Genomic DNA, 22601 nt, shown 5'->3' on the forward strand with positions numbered 1-22601 from the left:
CTAATTTTAAGCAACTGGATCTGGATACGTTGCGTTATATTGACTTAAATATTGTTTTGTTATTCTGGTTTGAATAAATACACGATCTTCTCTCGCATTTTCCAATCCTAGCTTATTCATACCATCTTTTATTTGTGACATAACAGTCTGCTCAAAATATGCATCTTTTTTAAGTATATCATTCCTATCATATACCTTTTGATCTATGTCTGTTTTTATATTTACCAACACACTCATAATAGACTCATCATAAACAGAAACTATAGGCTTTTTCTTTGCAGCGATACGTTTTTCATTTTCTTCTCTTATTCTTTTATGCACGCGAGCAAATTTTGCATCACCATTATACTTTCGCAACAACGCTAAGTTTTTCTTTTGTAAATCTGCTAGTTTCTTTAAAACATCATCTAACGCTTTTGAATATTCATTAAACAAAGCAATATTATCTATTACAAAACCATGTTCTTTAAATCTTTGCATAAAGGCTTCACGTAATGTAATAAATTCAGGATCGTCAGGATCTATATTAGATGTAAATCCACGTATTGATTTCTGCCATTTTTCCTGTAATTCAACACCACCAGCAATCAGTTTCATTTCCTCTTCGCCAATTTTGCTAAAATTAAAAGAAATATCCTGCATTGCTTCATTCACTAATTGTCTAGATGAATCATCAGCAGAAAAAGCCTCTTTTTGATTAATGTTGTCAATATGATGCTGCACCTCTGATATCATTGCTGGAAGCTTCGTTAACTCTAAATGCGAAAATGCTTCTTTTAAATCATCATCACCAAAAGTACGTACGATATTACAACAATCTCTTGCAGCTATCAAAACTTTCTTTAATTTGAGTAGTTCAACTTTATCTTCAATAGTAGCTATTTCAGAACTAAACTCTTCTACATTGTCAGTAGTAAAATTAAACAGCGTTTGTCTTACTTCTTGCATTTGAGCAATTAACACATCTTTGTCTTCGATAATTTGACGAAATGTATCTGTTTCGTTTCCGTCACCCGTTTCATCTGGATCATTAAATCTATTTAACTCTCTCAAATATGCTTCGTTTGTCTGTTCAAAATTTTGTTTTATATTTGCAAAGTCTATAATATACCCATAGCGGTTCTTTTTATATGGACGATTAACGCGCGTAAGAGCTTGAAGTAAATTATGGTCTTTTAGTTTACGACCAAAATATAACCGTTTAAGCCTTGGCGCATCAAATCCAGTTAAGAGCATATTGAATACAATTAGAATATCAAGAGTCATATTCTTTTTAAAATCTTTAACAACCTGCTTACGAGTTTCTTTATCATCACTATCATGTAAAATCAGGCCAACTTTAAAATTACTTTTTAAAGAAGTAGCACTGTTAAGCTCTCCTTGAATTTCATCAAAAAAAGCAAATAATTTTCTGGCTTGTTCACTTGTTTCGCATATAACCATTCCACCCAAAGTTTTATCGCCTTGAATTTGTCGGAATTGTTTTAAGTCATTGATTATGAATCTAAGTAATTCTCTTACATAACTATCATGTTCTATTATCTGATTCTTTTTAATATCTTTCTTTTCTACGAGTGATTCTAATTTTTCATAAATCGACGATAACTTTTCTCGATATGAAGTTTCAATATCCTCTCTAATTATCTTAAGTGTGTATCCGTCCTGTATAGACTTGTCATAATAATAAGTATGAAGATATTCACCGAACACTTTCCAAGAGGCTCTTTCATCGCTTAGTAGCGGTGTACCAGTTAACGCAATTTTGATGGAATCCTTATCTGCATCAAATAAATTAGCAAGGAAAGAACCCTTAGGATTATAACCTCTATGAGCTTCGTCAATGATAAATATTCTCTGAAGATTAGTAGCATATGCTGGTAAATCAACTTTTTCTTTATCTTCAGCAAAACGTTGTATATTAACAACTGTTATTTCTTGTTTTCCACTATTGCCTTCTTGCGCTTGATTGTTTCTAAATTGCTCCATAAGTTCACATCTTGAATTTGCTGTTTTAACTTCTAATCCTCTTGCTTCAAATTCTTGAGTCGACTGCTCAAGCAAATCTAGTCTATCTACAATAAAGTAGAACTTAGCAACTTTATTTTGTTGTGCATAAAAATCAGATAGGGTATAGGTCAAATGATATGAAAGTGCAGTTTTCCCACTCCCTTGTGTATGCCATATTACACCTGATTTAACACCTTCGCTAAGCTTTCTGCGAACAGCTAAAGCTGCAAAAAGCTGTTGGTAACGCATAATGTGTTTTTGATCCGTCGATTCAATTTTACCATCAACTTCTCTTTCCATTTTTACATAAGCAATTCCATATTTTAATACAAACAGTAATCGCTCTGGAGAACACATAGAAGTAATAATTCTGTTAGTTGGTGTATTTACATTTAGATTTGTTTGATACTCTGGCGAATGATGAATTACCTGACAATTAAAATCACTTAAAATTCTCTTTTCTACTTGAACATTTATATCTCTATATGGGTACTCTTTTATAAAAGGCGCAACATCAAAGTTTGCAATATTTTCTTCTCTGAAGCAATTGAATGGTGCGTATTCTCTTGCTGCAGTACAATAAAATGCCCCTTGTATTGGAACAATGCCACCTTGTGTGTCATATTCCATATTATTTGAAAAAAGCATTAACTGTGTTACATTAATAAATCTGCGAAATTTTTTATTCGGGAAGCGTTGGCGATTCATTCGCTCACTTTCGGCTACCATACCACCATGATTATTTGGCTTTTTGACTTCAATAAATACCAATGGAAGGCCATTAATAAATAGGGTAATATCAGGTCTAAACTCATCTTGATCCCTTTTACACGTGAATTCAGCAGCACAGTGGTATTTATTATTATCTGGATTGTCAAAATCAATTAATTTTAATGGAGAAACACTAGTTAGCCTCTTATAAAAACTACGACCTAAATCATCATTATCTAGTTCTTGTCTAATGGTTCTTAATACTTGTTCGAATTCACCCTCATGACCAGGATTTAGTTTGCAGAATTGGGTTTTTAAAACTTCTAGTAAAATATTAGTATCAGCATCATACACAGTCCCTGCCATATTTTCGTTTATTTTTCCAAAATAGTTATATCCCAGTCTGTCCAAATGAACCAAAGCAGGCATTTGCACTCGAGTTGCTTCATTAAATTTTTGATAATATGCATTAATTCTGGTTGCAGAATTTTTATTCGCTTCATTTAATTCTATTGCAGTTGACTTGTCCATATATTATCCTTCCTATTAACGATTTTTATGTATCCAACATGTCCTCTTCATCACCAAGTACCAACGAAGTTCTGACAACTTGCCACTTATCGCTTCACATTCAAAATCACTCTACGTTCCTAAATTTTGCTCCCCCTATTTTGAAACTACTTTTTATGCCGCTTCGAATGCATCTTTCAATATTTGAGGATCCACATTTTCAATTTCTTTTTAACCTTCTATGTATTTAAGCTTTCGTTTTCTTTACGCTTCTCTTAAACTTCATTATACATTTTTTATGTGTCCCATTTTCAGGACTCAATCTTTACAATATCATCAAACCCACACTTCAATTCAATACAAATCCTCGCAAGGACATCTAATGATACTTGTTGGTCGTTATTCATTTTTGTAAAAGTGCTTGGCGCAATCTTTGTATTTTTGCGCAACTCAGTCTTTGATATTTCTCTGTCTATAAGCAATTTCCATAATGGTTTGTACGTTATTTTTATTTGCTTATCTGTCATATTTTTTATCCTCCACTTGCGATAAACGACTTTTTAATATACAGTATCTATTATACTAAAGTGATTTCTTTTTTACAAACGTTATTTTTGAGTTCTCGAAATGTCAGTTAATTCATTTTTCCTGTACAAGCCCCTGGATTCCATGGTTTCAAAGTATTATAACGTAATTTTAAATATTACAAGAATTTACTCTTGCACATGACATTTAATACACCAATACACTACTCCAATACGCCTTTATGATAAAGAAACAGCTAGCCAACACATACCTGCATCAGCCAGCCCTCTCTTATCGTCTCCAATCCTTTTCATCTTTTTTCTTATCCGTCATACTTTCCGTATAGACCTCATCGAATTCATCATAAATATCCATCAAATCTTTCTGTATCCCAAGCTTTTCAAGAACCCCACGATAAACCTTAACACCAACCTTATAATCCAGTTCCTCTAGATGAAAGACCATTGCTCTTATATCGGCACTTGCCTGCTGAAACAATTCTGGTGTCATACCCATTGTATCGCATAGATACATGGATTTCTCAACCTCTCTCTCAACCAGTTTCTGTTCCTGTATCTTGTCCCAATACTCTGAAATTTCAGTAAATTCATCATAAGCTTCACTAAATCCCATGTTGCTTCCTTTCTCCGTCAAATAATCCATGAAATAATTAAATGCCTTATCATCCGGTAATCTTTCAAATGGAAATCTTTCTGCTTTTTCTTGCAAAGACAATCTTTGATATTCAGCTAGAACCTTAGGAAGTTCCAAACGCTCTACGTCATTGCTCTGTTGCACACCCACTAGGATTTCATCAATATCAGAACCCCTTATCTCACCTTCAACCATATCTAACGTCTCTACTATTGGTTCAATTACTGGTTCGATTGGCGGCTCAGGCACTGTTTTTATTGATTCATCATCCCTCGCTAGTCCAGTTGCTTTTTCTACTGGCGTTATTGCTAAAGATTTCAATTCATCTGAAACAGCTACTTCATCCACAGCCACAGTATCTTCCTTAAACGGATTTTCCGGAACTTCTACATCATAGATATCAGTAATCTCTTCCATTTCTTCAACTGGAAACATTCTATCCAATGCTTCTGCCGCTCGTGATATTTCTTTCGAACAACATCTTTCCACAATCTTGATCTGCTCTTTAATCTTCCCCTTTCGTTCCTTCAACGCTTCCAACTTACATCTATACTCAGATTCAGTGTCGCGAAATAACTGAAAATCATCTGCGTTCTTGCACTTTCGTTTTTCTATTCCACGCTCAGAATACAACTGCTTTTGTTCTGTCTCTACATCCTGAAAATCGTTCTGAAGCTTATTTAACAAGCCTATTAAATCGGGTAAAGAATGCACATCCTGATTTACAATCATAAGATACTCTTCTTGTAGCAAATGCATTTGCTTAATCGCTTCATAATAATGTGCCGACTTATAATGAAAACGCTTTTTCTCTATAAGTCGCAAGCGATACAATCTCGCATAATATTTCTTCTGAAATTTTGACAACTTCGCCCGTTTCACATAAATCGGATTAAACGTATACACTTTCGGTCTGGCATTACTACTATCTCCATAACGGATAAGAGCATTGATATTTTCTCTTGAAAAATCTTCTGATATCGTATCAATTCGCTTAAATCGTTTCATTCCTGGAGCCTTCACAGCGATGTGCTTTCCTTCCTTTACTTCATACCCAAGCCTAGATAACAGATAAATAAAATGACGTTCATCTTCTGCCAGCAAAGCACAATAGCTCACATCATCTTTTATCAGTGTAGTATAGGAATTCTCCCTTTCCCATTCCGGTCTGGACATATTTTTTGGATCTTTGCTATATTCCGCAGGCATAATATCCAGTCCATATTCTTCGCAAAGTCGATTGGTAATCGGTTGTATGATTGCTTTCCAATCTCCGTTATGATATTGAAATTTATGACCGTTGACCATATTCACACTGTTTAAAACAATATGCGCGTGAAGGTGTTCTCTATCTGTATGAACCGCCACAACTGCCTCATATTCATTATGCAGCAACTCTTCCGCAAACCGCATAGCGATATCATACATCTGCTCTGGTGTTCCTTCCCCTGGTCTTAACGAAATCACAAGGTGATATCCCTGTCTGCCACCAGTCTTTTGGAACATCTTTTTTGTAGTCTTCATCATTTCATATGCCTTTTCTGGCAGGCAGTTAATACCGCCCACCAGATTAGCATCTCCAAGCTTTTCAGGTTTTAAGATATAAGCAATGGCTTGTTTTAAGTGAACATCTATCTGACGATTTTTGCTCGCCTTCATATGCATGACTTTGGTTATTGCCATTTATTCAACACCTCCATCAACAGGTTATAAATATCCTTCATATAATCTTTTATCTGCATAATTTTGTACTCACTCACCGTTTGACTGGCGTTTGCTACATGTGCGATTTGATTCACATTATTTCCAACCTTTGAAATCTGATTCACCAGATCTCTCCTGTCCAACATAAGTGTCGTGTCCACTTTACCACCATGCAAAACTAATTCTCTGAGATACTCGCTAGGTGTCAGTCCATTCTCTTTGGCAGCTTGCATGATCCGCTCTCTTTCCTTATCCGATAATCGAACCGTGAAGTTTTTTCGTGGATCTATCATTTGTTTCTTTCTTCCGATAAGCATCTCCTCCTTTTATCTGTCTTATAGAAATGTTCAAAAAGCCTTTTTAAGCACCTTCTGAAATTGTTACGATTGCTTTTTGCCAGATTCGTAAAACGCAGGGCGTTTAACAAAGTCTGGTTAGGGGGCTAAAATCCCCCTAAGGCCCCTGATATATGGTAAGTACAGAATGTGATAAATCCATCTGTACTTATTACAATTTCTATCACAGCCACCAGGACTGTTATTACAAATTGAGATATAGATTTATGGATGTAATACTATTTGTATCACAGATTTCCATCCACAAATCCAGATATTTATAACATTCCAACAGCAACATCCATTAAAAACTATCCAGAAAACTAAGTACTGATGTGGGAAGTTCATTATCTCCGTCCACTTCCGGCAGAACTCCCATTTTGGGAACCACTGCTTCTTCAGGAATTACTGCGCTTTTCAGCTCTGCTGATGTTACTACTGCCTGCGTTCCTACAGAAATCCCACCAGCCACCACTGCTTTAAGAACTTCATTCACTGCTTTTGAAACTGCAAGCTCTACTGCTTTCTCAAGCATCTCCATAATGGATTCTGATTCTCTTTGAACAATCTCTTTGATTTCATATTGGGCTGACTGAACAAAGTCTCTCCGTAATAATTCCAACCGTTTCTTCTCATCATCAAAATCAAGTTCTTCTCTGGCATATTTAGTCAGCATCCACTTGATGAACTTACTTCGATCTCCAAACAAGCTTTTTCTTGGCTCTTCTTCCATAGATAGTAACAAACCCCAGACCAGAGAATCTTCCTCATGATTTAGATTCAGGCGAAAAGTAATGGTTTGAGCCATATCTTTATTACTCATGCAACCACCTGTCCATCTTCTGTAATGCCAGATATTCATAACCAATGGCATTTGCCTTTACGTCTTCCTGATAGCAGATATTTGCTCCTCTGATTCGTCCGAAGAGTTTCATAACAGTAGCTCCACCGCCAACATATACAATCGGTGTAAGTTCTGGATCGAACCCATTTTCTTTCAATTGAGCTTCTACATTTTCAGCAAAGATATAAAGTTGATCCTGCACAATTTCTGTAATCTCTTTTGGAAGGTTGGATGTTCCAGTCATCATCACATCCTGAATATCACTTTCATCCAAGTAACGGTTTTTCCTCCGAAATACTGCCTTATTGACATTTGCCATGCAATTAATTAATGCCTCTGGAATCGTGATACACTCTCGCTCCACTGGAACATAATTCTTGTTGTGGATAATATCAATGGTCTTGGAACCAATATCTACGATAAGCTGATTTGGTGCCAGCTTACCTAAAATATTTGCCACCGCAGCATAACACTGTGGGTATAATAAAACCTCTTGAATCTTGATAAGATATGATTTCCCTTCATATACAAAGGTTACTACCCCTCGTTTGAGATAATTGCCAAAGCTAGCTTTCTCTTCTCCAAATCTGGTAAAGGGAAGTCCTGCGGCAACAACTATCTTTACTCCATCTTCATCATATGCTCCGTAATATTCCATTTCTTTTGCAATTGCTGCATATGTTAATAGCAGATAATCATCATCTTCGATTTTGGTGTTTTTCATCGGAAGTCTTCCTTCTCCGATTTTATAAAAAGTGTCTTTGTACTCCATTGTCTTTGCTTCCAATGTTGCTTCTGTGCCAATTTCTTCAACCCCATTGTCGAATATAAAATGTGGTGTCTTGATTGTTGAAAATCCATGGTCAATGGCACATAATAAAATGTTTTGTTCTTTAAAATACATAAATCGTCCTCCTGCCGTTACGGCTTCATCAAAAATAAATGTTTCAAGTTGCAAGTAAGCCAAACATATTTTCTGATTGCAACAGCCAGAGCACTCAGCTATACTGTATTTGCGAGATACAAGTAGCAGGCTTTGGCTTTGTTACAACCAAGTCCTTTCCTAATCGGTAAGGGCTTTTTCTTTTGTCTGGTAATTACTTTCTTCGGCTACTACCAGCTGTTTTCTTTCTAAATCCTCAGCTGGATTGTAGTAGTCTGCATATCCGTAAATCTTCTGTTCAAAGTACTTACGAGGGCATCTACCACGAATGGTCAAAAATCCCTTAGCTGCTAGCTCTCTGTTGTAAGATTTAATGATCGCATATGCCTTTGTCTTGCCAATGCTTAGTACTTCACGTACTTCTTCTACATCAATAAATGCTTCTTTACTACCTACCATACGAACGCTCCTTTCATATTATCGTATTCACAAAATGCTATCTAATTCAAAAACACGCAATTTGTTTTCGTGTTAACAGTATATTTCATTCATTTCGTGTTGTCAATAGATTTTCTTCCAAAACACGAACTTGACTTTCGTGTTAATTTGTTATATACTTTTCACAAAGTTGTAAATAGTACTTTTTATGTAAATAAATTTCGTGTAAAGGAGTGAATACAATGGCGTCACAAGCACTATCTTCAGAACAAATCGCAGCTGCTATCAAGAAAAAAAGAAAAGAAAAAAAAATCAGCCAGAAACAACTAGCTGAATTGATTGATAAAACAGAGCGAACTGTACAAAATTACGAATCTGGTCAAACTGATTTTTCAATGTCTATTATTAAAGATATTGCTATTGCACTGGATATAGATTTTCGAGAATTACTATCTACGCCAGATCATCAAGATGGCAAGAATGTTGGAATTGATGGAAGAAATTCCTATAGAAATAAATACATGTTAGAATCCTTTGCAGATGTAATTAATGTATTATTTAAAATTCAAGAAACGTACGATTTTAGCATGAAACTTGATATTGCAAAGCCACCGGAAGATAAAGAATGGAAAGCTTCCATCTCCGTTGATGGAAAAGGGAAAAGTAAATATGACATGGACTTTTGCCTATTTTTAGAAAACTGGAAGACAAAAATGGATCAGTTATATCGGGGGAAGTTAAGTATTGATCGATATATGGATTGGCAAGCCGAAACCATAGCCTACTATACCTCTAGTCCTCTAACTCCTATGTTCGAAAGACCAGACTTAGAAGAATACACATCGGAACTGGGCAATCAAGTATATCGTTGGAAAAATCCATTTGCAACAGAAGTGGATAAGGAAAAATAGGAAATAAAAAAGCTCCAGTGATACATTCCTTCTGCAAAAAGGAAACACACCAGAGCTGAAGTGATCTAACCTAAACGGCTATTATAATCACCCTAGACAAGTAGATTATATCATAGCCTTTAGATAAATGCATTGCAAAACTGATGTTCTGTCAGTCCGCAAACACTACACAATTAGATAAAGGAGATGATTCTTATGCCAGCTTACAAAGACAACAAAACTGGTAAATGGTATGCCAAGTTCTATTACAAGGACTGGCAAGGCAACAACAGACAAAAGTGGAAACGAGGCTTCGCCACCAAGAAGGAAGCACTTGCATTCGAACGAGACTTTCTGGAAAAGCAATCCGCCAATCCTGATATGACCTTCCAAGCTCTATATGAGATTTATATAGAAGATATGTCAGGCAGGTTAAAAGAAAGCAGTATCCAACACAAGAAGAATATTTACGAAACAAAGATTCTTCCCTACTTTGGCAAAATGCCAATCAATGAGATTAAGGCTACGGACATACGAAGATGGCAGACACAGATTATGCGAGACTCTCATGAGTACAAAGACACATATCTTAAGTCCATCAATAATCAGCTTAGCTGCATTATGAATTATGCCAAACGCTTTTATGACCTTAATACTGATCCTTGCGGTAAAGCAGGAAGCATGGGAAAGAGCAATGCCGAAGAAATGGAATTCTGGACGCTGGATGAATTTCTTGCTTTTCGAGACGCAATCAAAGATAAGCCTGTATCGTATATGTGTTTTGAAATATTATATTGGACTGGTATTCGAGAAGGTGAATTGCTGGCTCTAACAGCGGAAGATATTAGTCTTACTGAAAAGAGTATTCGTATTAACAAGACCTACTCCCGAAGCAAAGGAAAAGATGTCATTACTACTCCAAAGACCAAGAAAAGCAAACGTACCGTTCCTATCCCAGACTTTCTATTTCAGGAAGTAAAGGATTATATGGGCAAACAGTATATGCTTGATCCCAAGAGCAGATTATTCCCTTTTACCAAATCATTTCTTGCACATGAAATGAAACGAGGTTCCAAAGCTTCTGGTGTAAAGAAAATACGAATTCATGACGTTAGGCACTCGCACGCTTCCCTTCTTATCAATGAGGGCTACGATGCACTTGTAATTGCTGACAGACTGGGACATGAGAAAGTATCCACAACATTGAACACTTACTCGCATATGTTTCCACATAAACAGAAAGAATTGGTTGATAATCTCCAAAATCTAGGTGAAAAAGCAATTCCTACACCGCCTTCACCAGATGATATCTTTTCACTGGACATCTTTGAAGATAGTATGGAAGAAACAGCAACAGCTAATTTTCCACCAACACCAGTTGGTCCAATTCCAAAAGAAAAGGCACCTGGAAAAGTAATCCAAATGCCAATTCGAAACATTGTTTAATATCAACTTTAATATCAGCCATGCTATAAAAACATGTGCTGTATTGTCACTAAATTCTACTATAAGCCACATAAGAACTAGGAAAAAGGATAGTTGCGGTTAGTAGCAAAGTAGTAGCAGAGACAAAAGAAAAGTCCGGGAAAGCCCTGTTTATAAGGCTTCCCAGACTCGTTGCTGCTATTCAAACTCAATCGTAGCAGGTGGTTTTCCCGTACAATCGTACATTACTCTATTAACTCCCTTAACTTCATTCACGATTCTAGTAGTAACCTTACCAAGTACTTCCCAAGGAAGTTCTGCAGATTCTGCCGTCATGAAGTCACTTGTTGTTACTGCTCTTAATGCAATGGCATAATCATAAGTTCTCTCATCACCCATTACACCAACGGAACGCATGTTAGTAAGTGCTGCAAAATACTGTCCGATTTCTTTATCAACACCAGCTTTTGCAATCTCTTCTCTATAGATAAAATCAGCATCTTGAACAATACGAACTTTTTCTGCTGTTACATCTCCGATGATACGAATTCCAAGACCTGGGCCTGGGAATGGTTGTCTGAATACTAAGTATTCTGGAATATTTAGTTCAAGACCAACTTTTCTTACTTCATCTTTGAATAGAAGACGAAGTGGTTCGATGATTTCTTTGAAATCAACATAGTCAGGAAGCCCTCCTACGTTGTGGTGAGATTTGATTACGGCACTCTTACCAAGACCACTTTCGATAACGTCTGGGTAGATCGTTCCTTGTACTAAGAAGTCAACTTTTCCGATTTTCTTAGCTTCTTCTTCGAATACACGAATGAATTCTTCACCGATGATCTTTCTCTTTGCTTCTGGTTCTTCTACGCCTTTTAATTTCTCATAGAATCTATCTTGGGCATTTACACGGATGAAGTTCAGATCGTATGGACCTTCTGGACCGAATACTGCTTCTACTTCATCGCCTTCATTTTTACGAAGAAGACCGTGATCTACGAATACACAAGTAAGTTGTTTACCAATAGCTCTTGATAATAATACGGCTGCAACAGAGGAATCTACTCCACCTGATAATGCACATAGAACTTTTCCGTCACCAACTTTTTCACGAACTGCTTTTATTGACTCTTCTGTAAATGAATCCATCTTCCAGTCACCTTTGCAGTTACATACTTCATATAAGAAGTTGTGAAGCATCTTCGTACCTTCTGCTGTATGGTTAACTTCTGGATGAAACTGTACGGCATAAAGATTCTGTTCTGGTTTCTCCAAAGCTGCTACTGGGCAAGAATCTGATTTTGCAATAACCTTGAAGCCATCTGCAAGTTTTTCGATGTAATCTGTATGGCTCATTAAGCAAGTTGTAAGTTTTGATACATCTTTAAATAATTTGGATGTAACTTCAACTTCTACCTCAGTCTTTCCATATTCTCTAACTGGCGCTTTGGTTACTTTTCCTCCAAGAAGATGCATCATTAATTGTGAACCATAGCAGATTGCTAATACTGGAATTCCAAGTTCGAAGATTTCCTTTTCTACTTGTGGAGAGTCCTCTCCATATACGCTTGCTGGTCCACCTGTAAAGATGATTCCCTTAGGCGCTATTTCTTTAATCTTCTCAAGACTTGTATTGAATGGCAAAACTTCGCAATATACGTTACATTCTCTTACTCTTCTGGCAATTAACTGATTATACTGACCACCAAAATCAAGTATGATAACCGTTTCTTTATTCACGTAAATTTCCTCCTGATTGTTATTTGTATTTTCTTATGGGTAAGATTCTACGATATTAGGACGATTCTAGCATCGTAAAGCTTACTCTCATTTTGATAATAGCTATATTCTACAACATTTTCTCTTATATAACTAGCCTAAAATATTTTTTTAACGATATTGCTTAGGTTTTTTGTAATTTATTAATTTTTTTTGTATTTAATCCACATTTTATTCATTTTATTAATAACTAGGATGTACCTTGGCACACTCATTCTATCCACAAAGAAAGCTTAATAACAAATATCTTTCCACAACTATGTGAAAGTAACCCCATTTAATCCACATTCCTACTTTAGAACTCGTAATTTTTTGTGCATTATTCGTCTCTATATGTGTAGTTAGTTTCTATGTGCATAAATTATTTCTATATTTATTATTCTCAATCTTTGTAATAGAAGTCGGTTTACTTTCTAAATAAACTACTCTATAGGATTCTTTTTCATATGATTCTTTTTCAACATTATTCTTTTCTATGAGACAGCTTGCATCAATATCTATAACTTCTTTTGAAAGCAAATCGCTTCTTCTCTATTTACATATTTACCATAATTATTTATGACAACATAACCTTGACTTAAGTAAAAATCAACCGCATTTTGATTGCAACTTCTTGTCTCTAGCACCGTTCTATGATATCCATAATCTTTGGCCAGCTCTTCTATGAACTTTAAAATCTTTTTTCCTGTTCCTATCGATCTTGTTCTTGCATACATTCTCTTAATCTCTGCTGTTTCGTCTGATAACTCACGGAATCCTCCACAACCAACTGCATCACCATCTATTCTTGCAATCACAAATGCTGCTCTCTGGTTCTTCATATCCGAAGAATCAAAGCTTCCTTTACCGTTATTTCCTGTAATACGTTCTAATTGCTCTGACAATTCATCAATTAATTTACTTGCTTCGGCAGATTCAATATCTTCTATTTCTATGCTGATCTCACTCATAATGTTTACCACCCTTTCATGTTCTTTTAATCCTCTATAGTTTTATAGTATAAGATTACGCTTCAATAAAATCCACCGTTTTTAATGTTTATTATATTGTCATTTTATTTATTATCCTATTTATCCTCTTATTTATCATCCTAATTATCATTCTATATAAAACTGTTAAATAGTATAAGCAATATCATCCGAGGAGCTGCATTCTAGCTTCTTTACAGGAACTTAAATAGGGCTTAATCCAAAACAACAAAAACAAGATATAACTAGCATACTTATACCTAGTTATATCTTGCTTTATATACAATCCAATATTAATAATTTACCTAGACTAAAGCTTCAATCACTAATTTAAAATTGTTTTATACTTTTGATAAGCTAAAACAATATCTACTTAACTTCTAATACGACCCAATTATTAGCTTTCCTTACCCAATCTATCTATCTCACAGGACAAGTCGCCTCAATATCATTTCCTTCACTATCCGTGAACTCTAATACTTTATTATCCCCAATCACCGTTAAAGGAAATACAATATCACAATGCAATTCCTCTAGTTTCTTCAATAGACGCTCCATATCATTTACCTCCAAACTAGGTAAACAGTTATTTCCCCAGCGTTTCGGTTCATTCATTTTATCGTTTGCAAAGAGTCCATATCGAAAGCCTTGAATATCGAATACACTATAGATTTCACTTCGCTCTGTTACTTTCTGATCCAATAGTCTTTCATAAAAGTCAATTGCCCGATCCATGTCTTTGACACATATATATAAGGATTTAAGATTAAAAGATAAATTCATGTAAGTTCACCCCATATTTCTTCGATATATCCAATTCCCCTGATCCGATACTTATATCCGCTCCAACACAAAGTGTTACCCTTTTCTAAGCTCATCCAAAGTATGATAGAATGCAGGAATAAAAGTATCTAGGAATATCTTCACCTCTTCTAATTCCATTCTTTCAAGCTCATCCATGATCGTTGCTTGTGCACTGACGAATTCTTTATTCCCACTTTGGCTTTCTTCAATACATTTCATCAATGCAGATAGTTTATCAGCTGCTTTTACTAATTTCCATACATAAGCATCTTCTTCTCCCGGGAAGAAGATATCACGGTAATCCTCCCTAAGGTCAGATGGTAGAAGTTCTAATAATTCATTTGCTGCCAAATGCTCTATCTGCTTGAAGGCTGTTACTATGTCCTCATTGGCATATTTAATTGGGGTTGGCATATCTCCAGTGATAATCTCAGAAGAATCATGATACATGGCTATCATTGCAGTTCTCTCAACATTAACATGCTTATCCAATCTTCGATTGGCTATGACTGCTAACCCATGTGCAATCATACTTACTTCAAGGGAATGCTCGCTCACATTTTCTTGTCTTGAATTACGCATTAAGGACCATCTCTCAATATATTTCATACGAGACATCATAGCAAAGAAACTGTTCTTCATAACGGTTGACTCCCTTTCTATTCATAACTTGGATTCGAGATTCAAAAGCCTTATTTTAGTTTACTAAGTGTATCTTGCTGTATAATTATGAATTTTGGCTACCTTTCCTTTAAGTATCATATTTTTTATAAGCCTCAAAACAATTGAAAAACCTTACTCACGTAAGCTTTTTCAATTTGAGTCTTGACAAAATATAAACGATACTTTCAGCCGGATTACGCCAAAATTAATAATTACACATCAATATACACAACGTATGTTAAAAAAGGCTTTTGACCCTCGAATTACACTTATATTCTCTCAATTATCTTATTTTTCTTTTTCTTTATCAAGGTATCTCTTCACATATGCACCAGTATAAGATTTCTTCACTTTTACGATCTCTTCTGGAGTACCTTTTGCAACAACCGTACCACCTTTATCTCCACCTTCTGGACCGATATCGATGATATAATCTGCTGTCTTAATGACGTCTAGATTATGTTCGATTACAACTACAGTGTTACCACCATCGGATAATTTGCGTAAGATCTCAATTAGCTTATGAACATCAGCAAAATGTAGACCTGTCGTAGGCTCATCTAGTATATAGATTGTCTTTCCAGTACTTCTCTTACTTAGTTCGGTAGCAAGCTTAATTCTCTGTGCTTCACCACCGGATAAGGTTGTAGAAGGTTGTCCAAGACGAATATAGGATAACCCTACATCATATAGAGTCTCTATCTTTCTACGAATGGATGGCATATTTTCAAAGAATTTAAGTGCTTCTTCTACCGTCATATCTAGAACATCATAGATACTTTTTCCTTTATATTTTACTTCCAGTGTTTCACGGTTATAGCGCTTTCCGTTACATACTTCACATGGAACATATACATCTGGCAAGAAGTTCATCTCTATCTTGATAATACCGTCACCACTACATGCTTCACATCGTCCACCTTTGATGTTGAAGCTGAATCTTCCTTTTTGGAATCCTTTCGCTTTCGCATCTGGAGTTGCTGCAAAGAGGTCACGTATCTGATCAAATACTCCGGTATACGTTGCTGGATTCGATCTTGGAGTACGTCCAATTGGTGATTGGTCAATATTGATTACTTTATCTAACTTATCAATTCCAATAATATCATCATGTTTTCCAGGAACATATCTTGCTCTGTTCAGATCTCTTGCTAATCTCTTATATAAGATTTCGTTGATTAATGAGCTTTTACCAGATCCAGATACACCAGTGATACAAGTCATAATGCCAAGTGGAATATCTACTGTCACATTCTTAAGGTTATTTTCTTTGGCTCCCTTTATCGTAATATAACCTGTAGGTTCTCTACGTTCTTTTGGAACTGGAATCTGAATTCTTCCACTTAGATATGCTCCAGTAATTGAATTAGGATTCGCCATAATCTCTTCGGCTGTACCTTCTGCAATTACTTCACCACCGTGTTCTCCTGCTCCAGGGCCTATATCAATAATATGATCTGCGGCAAACATAGTATCTTCATCATGTTCTACAACAATCAGCGTATTACCAAGCTCTTTTAAGTTATTCAAAGTTCGGAGTAATTTATCATTATCTCTTTGGTGGAGACCGATACTCGGTTCATCTAGAATATAAGCTACTCCTACTAGTCCAGATCCAATCTGAGTAGCAAGACGAATTCTTTGCGCTTCTCCACCTGATAACGATCCAGTCGCTCTCGCTAAAGTTAAGTAATCAAGACCTACATCAATAAGGAATCCAATACGAGCTTTAATCTCTTTTAATATTAATTCACCGATCTTTGCTTGCATAGGTGTTAGTGTAAGTTGATTCATAAATACTGCAAGATCACGAATAGAATATTCCGTAACATCAGAGATATTCTTATCTCCTACTGTAACTGCTAAGGCTTCTTTTTTAAGTCGCTTACCACCACAAGCTTTACATGGTGTTGTTCTCATGAAAGTCTCATATTCTTGCTTCGTGGAATCTGATCCTGTCTCACGATATCTTCTCTCCACATTTCGTATCAGTCCTTCGAATGCAACATCGTAAACACCTTCTCCACGTTGTCCTTTATAATATACTTTAACTTCTTTTCCGTCGGTTCCGTGAAGAATGATATCTTTAATCTTGTCTGGAAGATCCTTATAAGGCGTATCCAGGTCAAATTTATACTCTTTTGCTAATGCATCAAGAATTGCTCTTGTATAGCTTGATTTATCTGTTGCTGATTGCCAACCTAGTACAACAATGGCACCTCCTGCAATGCTAAGATTCTGATCTGGGATCATAAGCTCTGGATCAAATTCCATCTTAACACCAATTCCATAACAATCTGGACAAGCACCAAATGGATTATTGAAGGAGAATATTCTAGGTTCCATCTCATCAATGCTTATTCCACAGTCTGGACAAGAGAAGCTTTGGCTAAAATTAATTGTCTCACCATCGATAACATCCACAACTAATAAACCCTCGGATAACTTTAATACACTTTCGATAGAATCCGATAATCTTTGTTCAATTCCTTCTTTGACTACAAGACGGTCTATAATAATCTCAATATTATGCTTCTTATTCTTATCTAGCTTAATCTCTTCAGATAATTCATATAGATTACCATCTACCATAACTCTAACATATCCGCTTTTTCTGGCTTGTTCGAATAGTTTAACATGTTCGCCTTTTCGTCCTCGAACAACAGGCGCCAGTAATTGAATCTTTGTTCTCTCTGGTAGTTTCATAATCTCATCTACCATCTGATCTACTGTCTGCTTCTTAATCTCTTTCCCACACTTTGGACAATGTGGTATACCAATTCTTGCGTATAATAGACGAAAATAATCATAGATCTCAGTTACCGTTCCAACCGTTGATCTTGGGTTTCGATTCGTTGACTTCTGATCAATTGATATTGCTGGAGATAATCCTTCGATACTCTCTACATTTGGTTTCTCCATCTGACCTAGGAATTGTCTTGCATAGGAAGACAACGATTCCATGTATCTTCTCTGTCCCTCAGCATAGATTGTATCAAAAGCCAAGGAAGACTTACCCGAACCACTAAGTCCAGTTAATACAACAAATTCATCTCTAGGAATATTTAATGTAACATTCTTAAGGTTATGCTCTTTTGCACCTCTGATTTTAATATAATTCTTCTTCTCTGCCATCTTATCTCCTCGCATGTATCTGTAGGTAATGGTAATCTTATCGCGTCCTATCAATATTAGCGGTTGTGTAACCTTCCTACTCTTAACAATACTTTGCTATCATTTATATTAAATTTAATTGTTACTAATTATCTATCTTTTATTCATATTTATAATTGTTGAAAACTGTCTATCTGCTCTATTCTTTCTATCAATTGTTGCTAATAGCCAGTCCTACTCAATTCTTACGATAATCGATTATCTCTATAATATCAATCTTTGCTTACGTCTTTCATTACATCTTACGTAACATCTATCAACAGAATGACTTAATCTATAAGTAGTTACCCACAATAAGCTTCTATATTCCACACATTCTGTTCACAATCTCTATACTTATCGAATTGTATGTGCACCTTAACTCTATTTTATGAGTTGACCGATAAATGACCTGTTTCAAAATCTTGCCTGGCAATTTGCACAAAACAGAAAAAATGAATGCGCCTTTGAATATGTATTAGAAGATCTTGTTCTCGGATCATTTCGTGTAATATGCTAGGACAGATCTGTCTGAACGAAGGGAGTTATCTGTCCTAGCATATGTTTTACACAAAAGCTCCCCTCTATCGCCTATGGCGATGTAACAATCAAGGGGTGTGAAAATTTTCTTTTTCACACTATGATCTGAGAACTAGAACTTCTTATACATACTCAATGAAGCATGAGTTTTTCTGTTTTGTGCAAATTGCCTAGACTGTCTCCCAAACAGGTCATTTGTCGGGCAACTCATGTTATAGATCTACAGATTATTTAACTGCTTCTTTAACGCTACTAATTTATCTCTTAATTCTGCCGCCAATTCGAAGTTCAGTTCAGCCGCAGCCGTATGCATTTCTTTGGACAATGTCTTAACGACTGCTTCTAACTCCTTCTTACTCATAGATTCTGGATCTTTCTCCATACTATAAGTCTCTTTGGTTGCTTTCTTGGAGATACTGATTAGATCACGTACTGCTTTCTTAATTGTTGTTGGTGTAATTCCATGCTCTTCATTATATTGGTTCTGAATTGCTCTTCTTCGATTTGTCTCCGAGATTGCTCTGTTCATAGAATCTGTCATTTTATCCGCATACATAATTACGCGACCGTCTGAGTTTCTCGCAGCACGACCAACCGTCTGAATCAAGGAAGTCTCAGAACGAAGAAAACCTTCTTTATCCGCATCCAGGATCGCAACTAATGTAATCTCAGGTATATCAAGTCCTTCTCGTAGTAGATTGATTCCGACCAAGACATCAAATACATCGAGTCGCATATCTCGTATAATTTCGGAACGTTCCAATGTATCTATATCAGAGTGTAAGTATCGCACACGAATTCCTACTTCTCTCATATAGTTCGTAAGGTCTTCTGCCATTCGTTTTGTAAGGGTTGTAATCAATATCTTATTCTTTTTGGCTACTTCTTTATTCACTTCACCAATCAAGTCATCAATCTGACCTTCCACTGGTTTTACCGTAATCTCAGGATCTAATAATCCAGTCGGACGAATAATCTGCTCTACTCGAAGAAGTTCATGTTCATTTTCATATACGGATGGAGTCGCGGATACAAACATCATCTTATCGATCTTGCTCTCGAACTCTCCAAAGTTAAGTGGTCTATTATCCTTTGCAGATGGTAATCGGAATCCAAAGTCAACTAGAGTGCTCTTTCTCGCCTGGTCACCAGCATACATACCCCTTACCTGCGGTATAGTAATATGGGACTCATCCACAATAATTAGATAATCATCTGGAAAATAATCCATCAAAGTATGAGGCGTACTACCTGGCTCTAACCCCGCCATATGCCTAGAATAATTCTCAATTCCAGAACAGAAACCAGTCTCTCTTAGCATCTCAATATCAAAATTCGTTCTCTCTGAGATACGTTGTGCCTCTAGTAACTTGTCCTCACTCTTAAAATACTTTACTCGCTCTTCTAGTTCCGCTTCGATTGTCTTAATTGCACCTTCTATTTTGTCTGGTGGCACTACATAATGGGATGCTGGGAATATCGCAATATGTTCTAAGCTACACTTTATCTCTCCAGTGAGTACATCAATCTCTGTAATTCGATCAATCTCATCACCGAAGAATTCAACGCGGACTGCTGTATCTGCTGATGACGCAGGAAATATCTCTAGGACATCTCCTCTAACACGAAAACTTCCGCGTTTAAAATCCATATCATTTCTTGAATATTGAATATCCACCAACTTACGTAATACTGCATCTCTATCCTTCTCCATACCTGGTCTCAGAGACAGTACCATGTTCTGATAATCAATTGGAGAACCCAGACCATAGATACAAGATACGCTGGCAATAATAATAACATCTTCTCTTTCTGCAAGAGCTGCTGTTGCTGAATGCCTTAATTTATCAATCTCGTCATTAATTGCAGAATCTTTCTCGATGTAAGTATCGGTTGAAGGTACATATGCTTCTGGTTGATAGTAATCATAATAACTTACAAAATACTCGACCGCATTGTGTGGAAAGAACTCTTTAAACTCTCCATATAACTGAGCTGCAAGAGTCTTATTATGGGCAATAATTAAAGTTGGCCTATCGATTTGTTGAATTACATTAGCCATAGTAAATGTCTTACCCGATCCAGTTACTCCTAATAAAGTCTCAAATTGATTTCCTTCTTGAAAGCCCTTTACTAGTTCTGCTATTGCTTCTGGTTGATCACCCGTAGGTGCAAATTCTGAAACCAATTGAAATCTTCCCATAATACCATCCTCTCAATCTTATATCATTATCAATCATTCGATAGCCCAAACCTTACTTATGATACAGAGTGTATATTATTATCACTATGTATCATCAATATTGGCTACCTTTTCTCAAGTCCTATTAGAATACTTGCCAATTATATTACAGCTCAAACTTCTCATTTAAAAATCTATCATATACTTGATAAATTCAGGTTAAATGTATATTAATTATGGTAATCTATGTAGTCCACCATCTGAATTTATCAAGTATTCGCTGCACTTATACTGTTACATTTGAGATATGAATTTTCTTATTGACTTTACTTTCCATTATCTTGTCATTATATCATAATCAATTTTTAAAATCAATAAAATTCGAATGTTTGTTCTTGTGTGTAACTCAGTTGCTTTTCCAATTGTGAGATGATAAAATACAATTGGAAATATTATCTGGAGGTGCATCATGGCAAAAAAGAAAGCAACTATGCAAGATATCGCAGACTTATGTGGTGTATCAGTTGCCACCGTTTCATATGTAATTAACAATTCAGAAAAAGAACATATCAAGCACGACACACGCATCAAGGTATTAGAAGCAGCCAAGAAATTAAACTATGCTCCAAATGTCAATCGATACTTAACTCATTCAAAGAGTAATCTTATTGGCATCATTATTAATTGGAATAAAAGAAATGCTCCCAGTAAGAAAATGCTTTATTATGATCTAGCCATCGAACTACAAATGCAACTCGCTTTGTTAGGATATGACACAATCATCGCTACAACCAAAGCATTAGAAGAGGAAGCAGACATCATATCAAAGCGCTCTCTTGATGCTGCCTTCATTATTGATATCCGCTCCGAAGAAGTCAGACGAGTCACTTCCAAATATTATGTTCCAATCATATTCCTTGACTGTGAGATTAACGATCCTCTTTTCTGTAAGATATACCCCGATTATGAATATATAATATCCAAGGCAAAACGAATGCTACAATCCGAAGATATCTTTTTAGTAATGGAAGATATCTTAAATGAAGAACTGAAAGATATCATTACGAATACCATTCATCCAGACAATATATTTGTAAATGACATGAAAAATGATTTGCGTAAATTCCTCCTTCAACATCAGAACAAAAAAGGAATTATTCTTGGTGAGATTCTTGGTCTCGAAGTAGAACGCTACATTCGCAATGACCACATTGTTGTAGTGACTTCCCTTGATAAATCAAAACTTCTATTACCTGATACCATGACAATACCAATTAAGAACAAAACAAAAGCCATCACAGCTGTGAAGACTTTAGAACAACTCCTTCGCCTTACCTATGTGGCTACTCCTTGTAACCAACACTTGTTAAAACCTGATGAGGAGTAATGTGAATCTTATTTAAGCAATAAAATTTTAAATAAATATAAACCATGCTATTACATAAAGAATCTATGATAATATTTGATAAAAATATCTCCTCTATTTCATAACGAATTAATCATGTTTCTCATAATGATTATTAGTGTAAGCGGTTTTAAGATTATCCAATCTAACCGTCAAAAAGAAGGAGTACTCTGAAAGCTTA

16 protein-coding genes are annotated in these 22601 nt (G+C 35.8%); 3 read left to right on the forward strand and 13 right to left on the reverse strand.

From position 1 onward, the window contains the following. Positions 1-6 precede the first annotated feature (6 nt). The 7 genes from bsdtb5_RS19685 to bsdtb5_RS19715 all read right to left on the reverse strand — a co-directional run bounded on the left by bsdtb5_RS19685 (position 7) and on the right by bsdtb5_RS19715 (position 8632). Positions 7-3249 carry a type I restriction endonuclease subunit R gene (locus bsdtb5_RS19685; protein ID WP_271713658.1) on the reverse strand — a complete coding sequence of 1081 codons (3243 nt, stop codon included), beginning with the start codon at positions 3247-3249 and terminating at the stop codon, positions 7-9. 290 nt (positions 3250-3539) lie between these two features. Further along, entirely contained in the window at positions 3540-3755 is a 216-nt protein-coding gene (locus tag bsdtb5_RS19690; protein WP_084124557.1) for a helix-turn-helix domain-containing protein, read from the reverse strand. A gap of 289 nt (positions 3756-4044) precedes the next feature. After that, positions 4045-6090 (reverse strand): relaxase/mobilization nuclease domain-containing protein, encoded by a 2046-nt coding sequence (locus tag bsdtb5_RS19695; RefSeq protein WP_271713659.1) that lies wholly within the window; start codon positions 6088-6090, stop codon positions 4045-4047. Then, positions 6081-6404, reverse strand: coding sequence for a plasmid mobilization protein (locus bsdtb5_RS19700; RefSeq protein ID WP_271713660.1), 324 nt, complete (start codon positions 6402-6404; stop codon positions 6081-6083). Before bsdtb5_RS19700 ends, bsdtb5_RS19695 begins: the two co-directional genes overlap by 10 nt. A gap of 346 nt (positions 6405-6750) precedes the next feature. Then, the gene (locus bsdtb5_RS19705; RefSeq protein WP_271716168.1) at positions 6751-7320 is read right to left on the reverse strand and encodes a hypothetical protein; all 570 of its coding nucleotides are present in this window, start codon (positions 7318-7320) and stop codon (positions 6751-6753) included. Then, positions 7262-8194 carry a ParM/StbA family protein gene (locus bsdtb5_RS19710; RefSeq protein WP_271713661.1) on the reverse strand — a complete coding sequence of 311 codons (933 nt, stop codon included), beginning with the start codon at positions 8192-8194 and terminating at the stop codon, positions 7262-7264. Before bsdtb5_RS19710 ends, bsdtb5_RS19705 begins: the two co-directional genes overlap by 59 nt. 159 nt (positions 8195-8353) lie before the next feature. Further along, a complete protein-coding gene (locus bsdtb5_RS19715; protein WP_271713662.1) occupies positions 8354-8632 on the reverse strand; it encodes a hypothetical protein in 279 nt (92 codons plus the stop codon). Between the two features lie 221 nt (positions 8633-8853). Here bsdtb5_RS19715 and bsdtb5_RS19720 point away from each other — a divergent pair, with 221 nt between their 5' ends. Both bsdtb5_RS19720 and bsdtb5_RS19725 read left to right on the forward strand, forming a co-directional pair. Continuing rightward, positions 8854-9522 (forward strand): helix-turn-helix domain-containing protein, encoded by a 669-nt coding sequence (locus bsdtb5_RS19720; RefSeq protein ID WP_271713663.1) that lies wholly within the window; start codon positions 8854-8856, stop codon positions 9520-9522. Positions 9523-9717: 195 nt separating this feature from the next. Next, entirely contained in the window at positions 9718-10947 is a 1230-nt protein-coding gene (locus bsdtb5_RS19725; RefSeq protein WP_271713664.1) for a site-specific integrase, read from the forward strand. A gap of 177 nt (positions 10948-11124) precedes the next feature. On the opposite strand, the gene guaA is transcribed toward bsdtb5_RS19725, so the two are convergent. The 6 genes from guaA to uvrB all read right to left on the reverse strand — a co-directional run bounded on the left by guaA (position 11125) and on the right by uvrB (position 21036). Beyond that, positions 11125-12666, reverse strand: coding sequence for a glutamine-hydrolyzing GMP synthase (gene guaA, locus bsdtb5_RS19730; protein ID WP_271713665.1), 1542 nt, complete (start codon positions 12664-12666; stop codon positions 11125-11127). A 536-nt stretch (positions 12667-13202) separates the two neighbouring features. Further along, positions 13203-13655, reverse strand: a complete 453-nt coding sequence (locus bsdtb5_RS19735) for a GNAT family N-acetyltransferase (RefSeq protein ID WP_271713666.1) — start codon at positions 13653-13655, stop codon at positions 13203-13205. Positions 13656-14093: 438 nt separating this feature from the next. Beyond that, positions 14094-14456, reverse strand: coding sequence for a VOC family protein (locus tag bsdtb5_RS19740; RefSeq protein ID WP_271713667.1), 363 nt, complete (start codon positions 14454-14456; stop codon positions 14094-14096). Between the two features lie 75 nt (positions 14457-14531). Continuing rightward, a complete protein-coding gene (gene yfbR / locus bsdtb5_RS19745; protein ID WP_271713668.1) occupies positions 14532-15119 on the reverse strand; it encodes a 5'-deoxynucleotidase in 588 nt (195 codons plus the stop codon). A gap of 309 nt (positions 15120-15428) precedes the next feature. Further along, entirely contained in the window at positions 15429-18275 is a 2847-nt protein-coding gene (gene uvrA / locus bsdtb5_RS19750) for an excinuclease ABC subunit UvrA (RefSeq protein WP_271713669.1), read from the reverse strand. A 778-nt stretch (positions 18276-19053) separates the two neighbouring features. After that, positions 19054-21036 (reverse strand): excinuclease ABC subunit UvrB, encoded by a 1983-nt coding sequence (uvrB, locus tag bsdtb5_RS19755; protein WP_271713670.1) that lies wholly within the window; start codon positions 21034-21036, stop codon positions 19054-19056. Between the two features lie 448 nt (positions 21037-21484). Here uvrB and bsdtb5_RS19760 point away from each other — a divergent pair, with 448 nt between their 5' ends. Further along, complete coding sequence (locus bsdtb5_RS19760; protein WP_271713671.1) at positions 21485-22402, forward strand: LacI family DNA-binding transcriptional regulator; 918 nt, start codon at positions 21485-21487, stop codon at positions 22400-22402. Positions 22403-22601 lie beyond the last annotated feature (199 nt).

Source organism: Anaeromicropila herbilytica, assembly GCF_016591975.1.
Taxonomy (GTDB): Bacteria; Bacillota; Clostridia; order Lachnospirales; family Lachnospiraceae; genus Anaeromicropila; species Anaeromicropila herbilytica.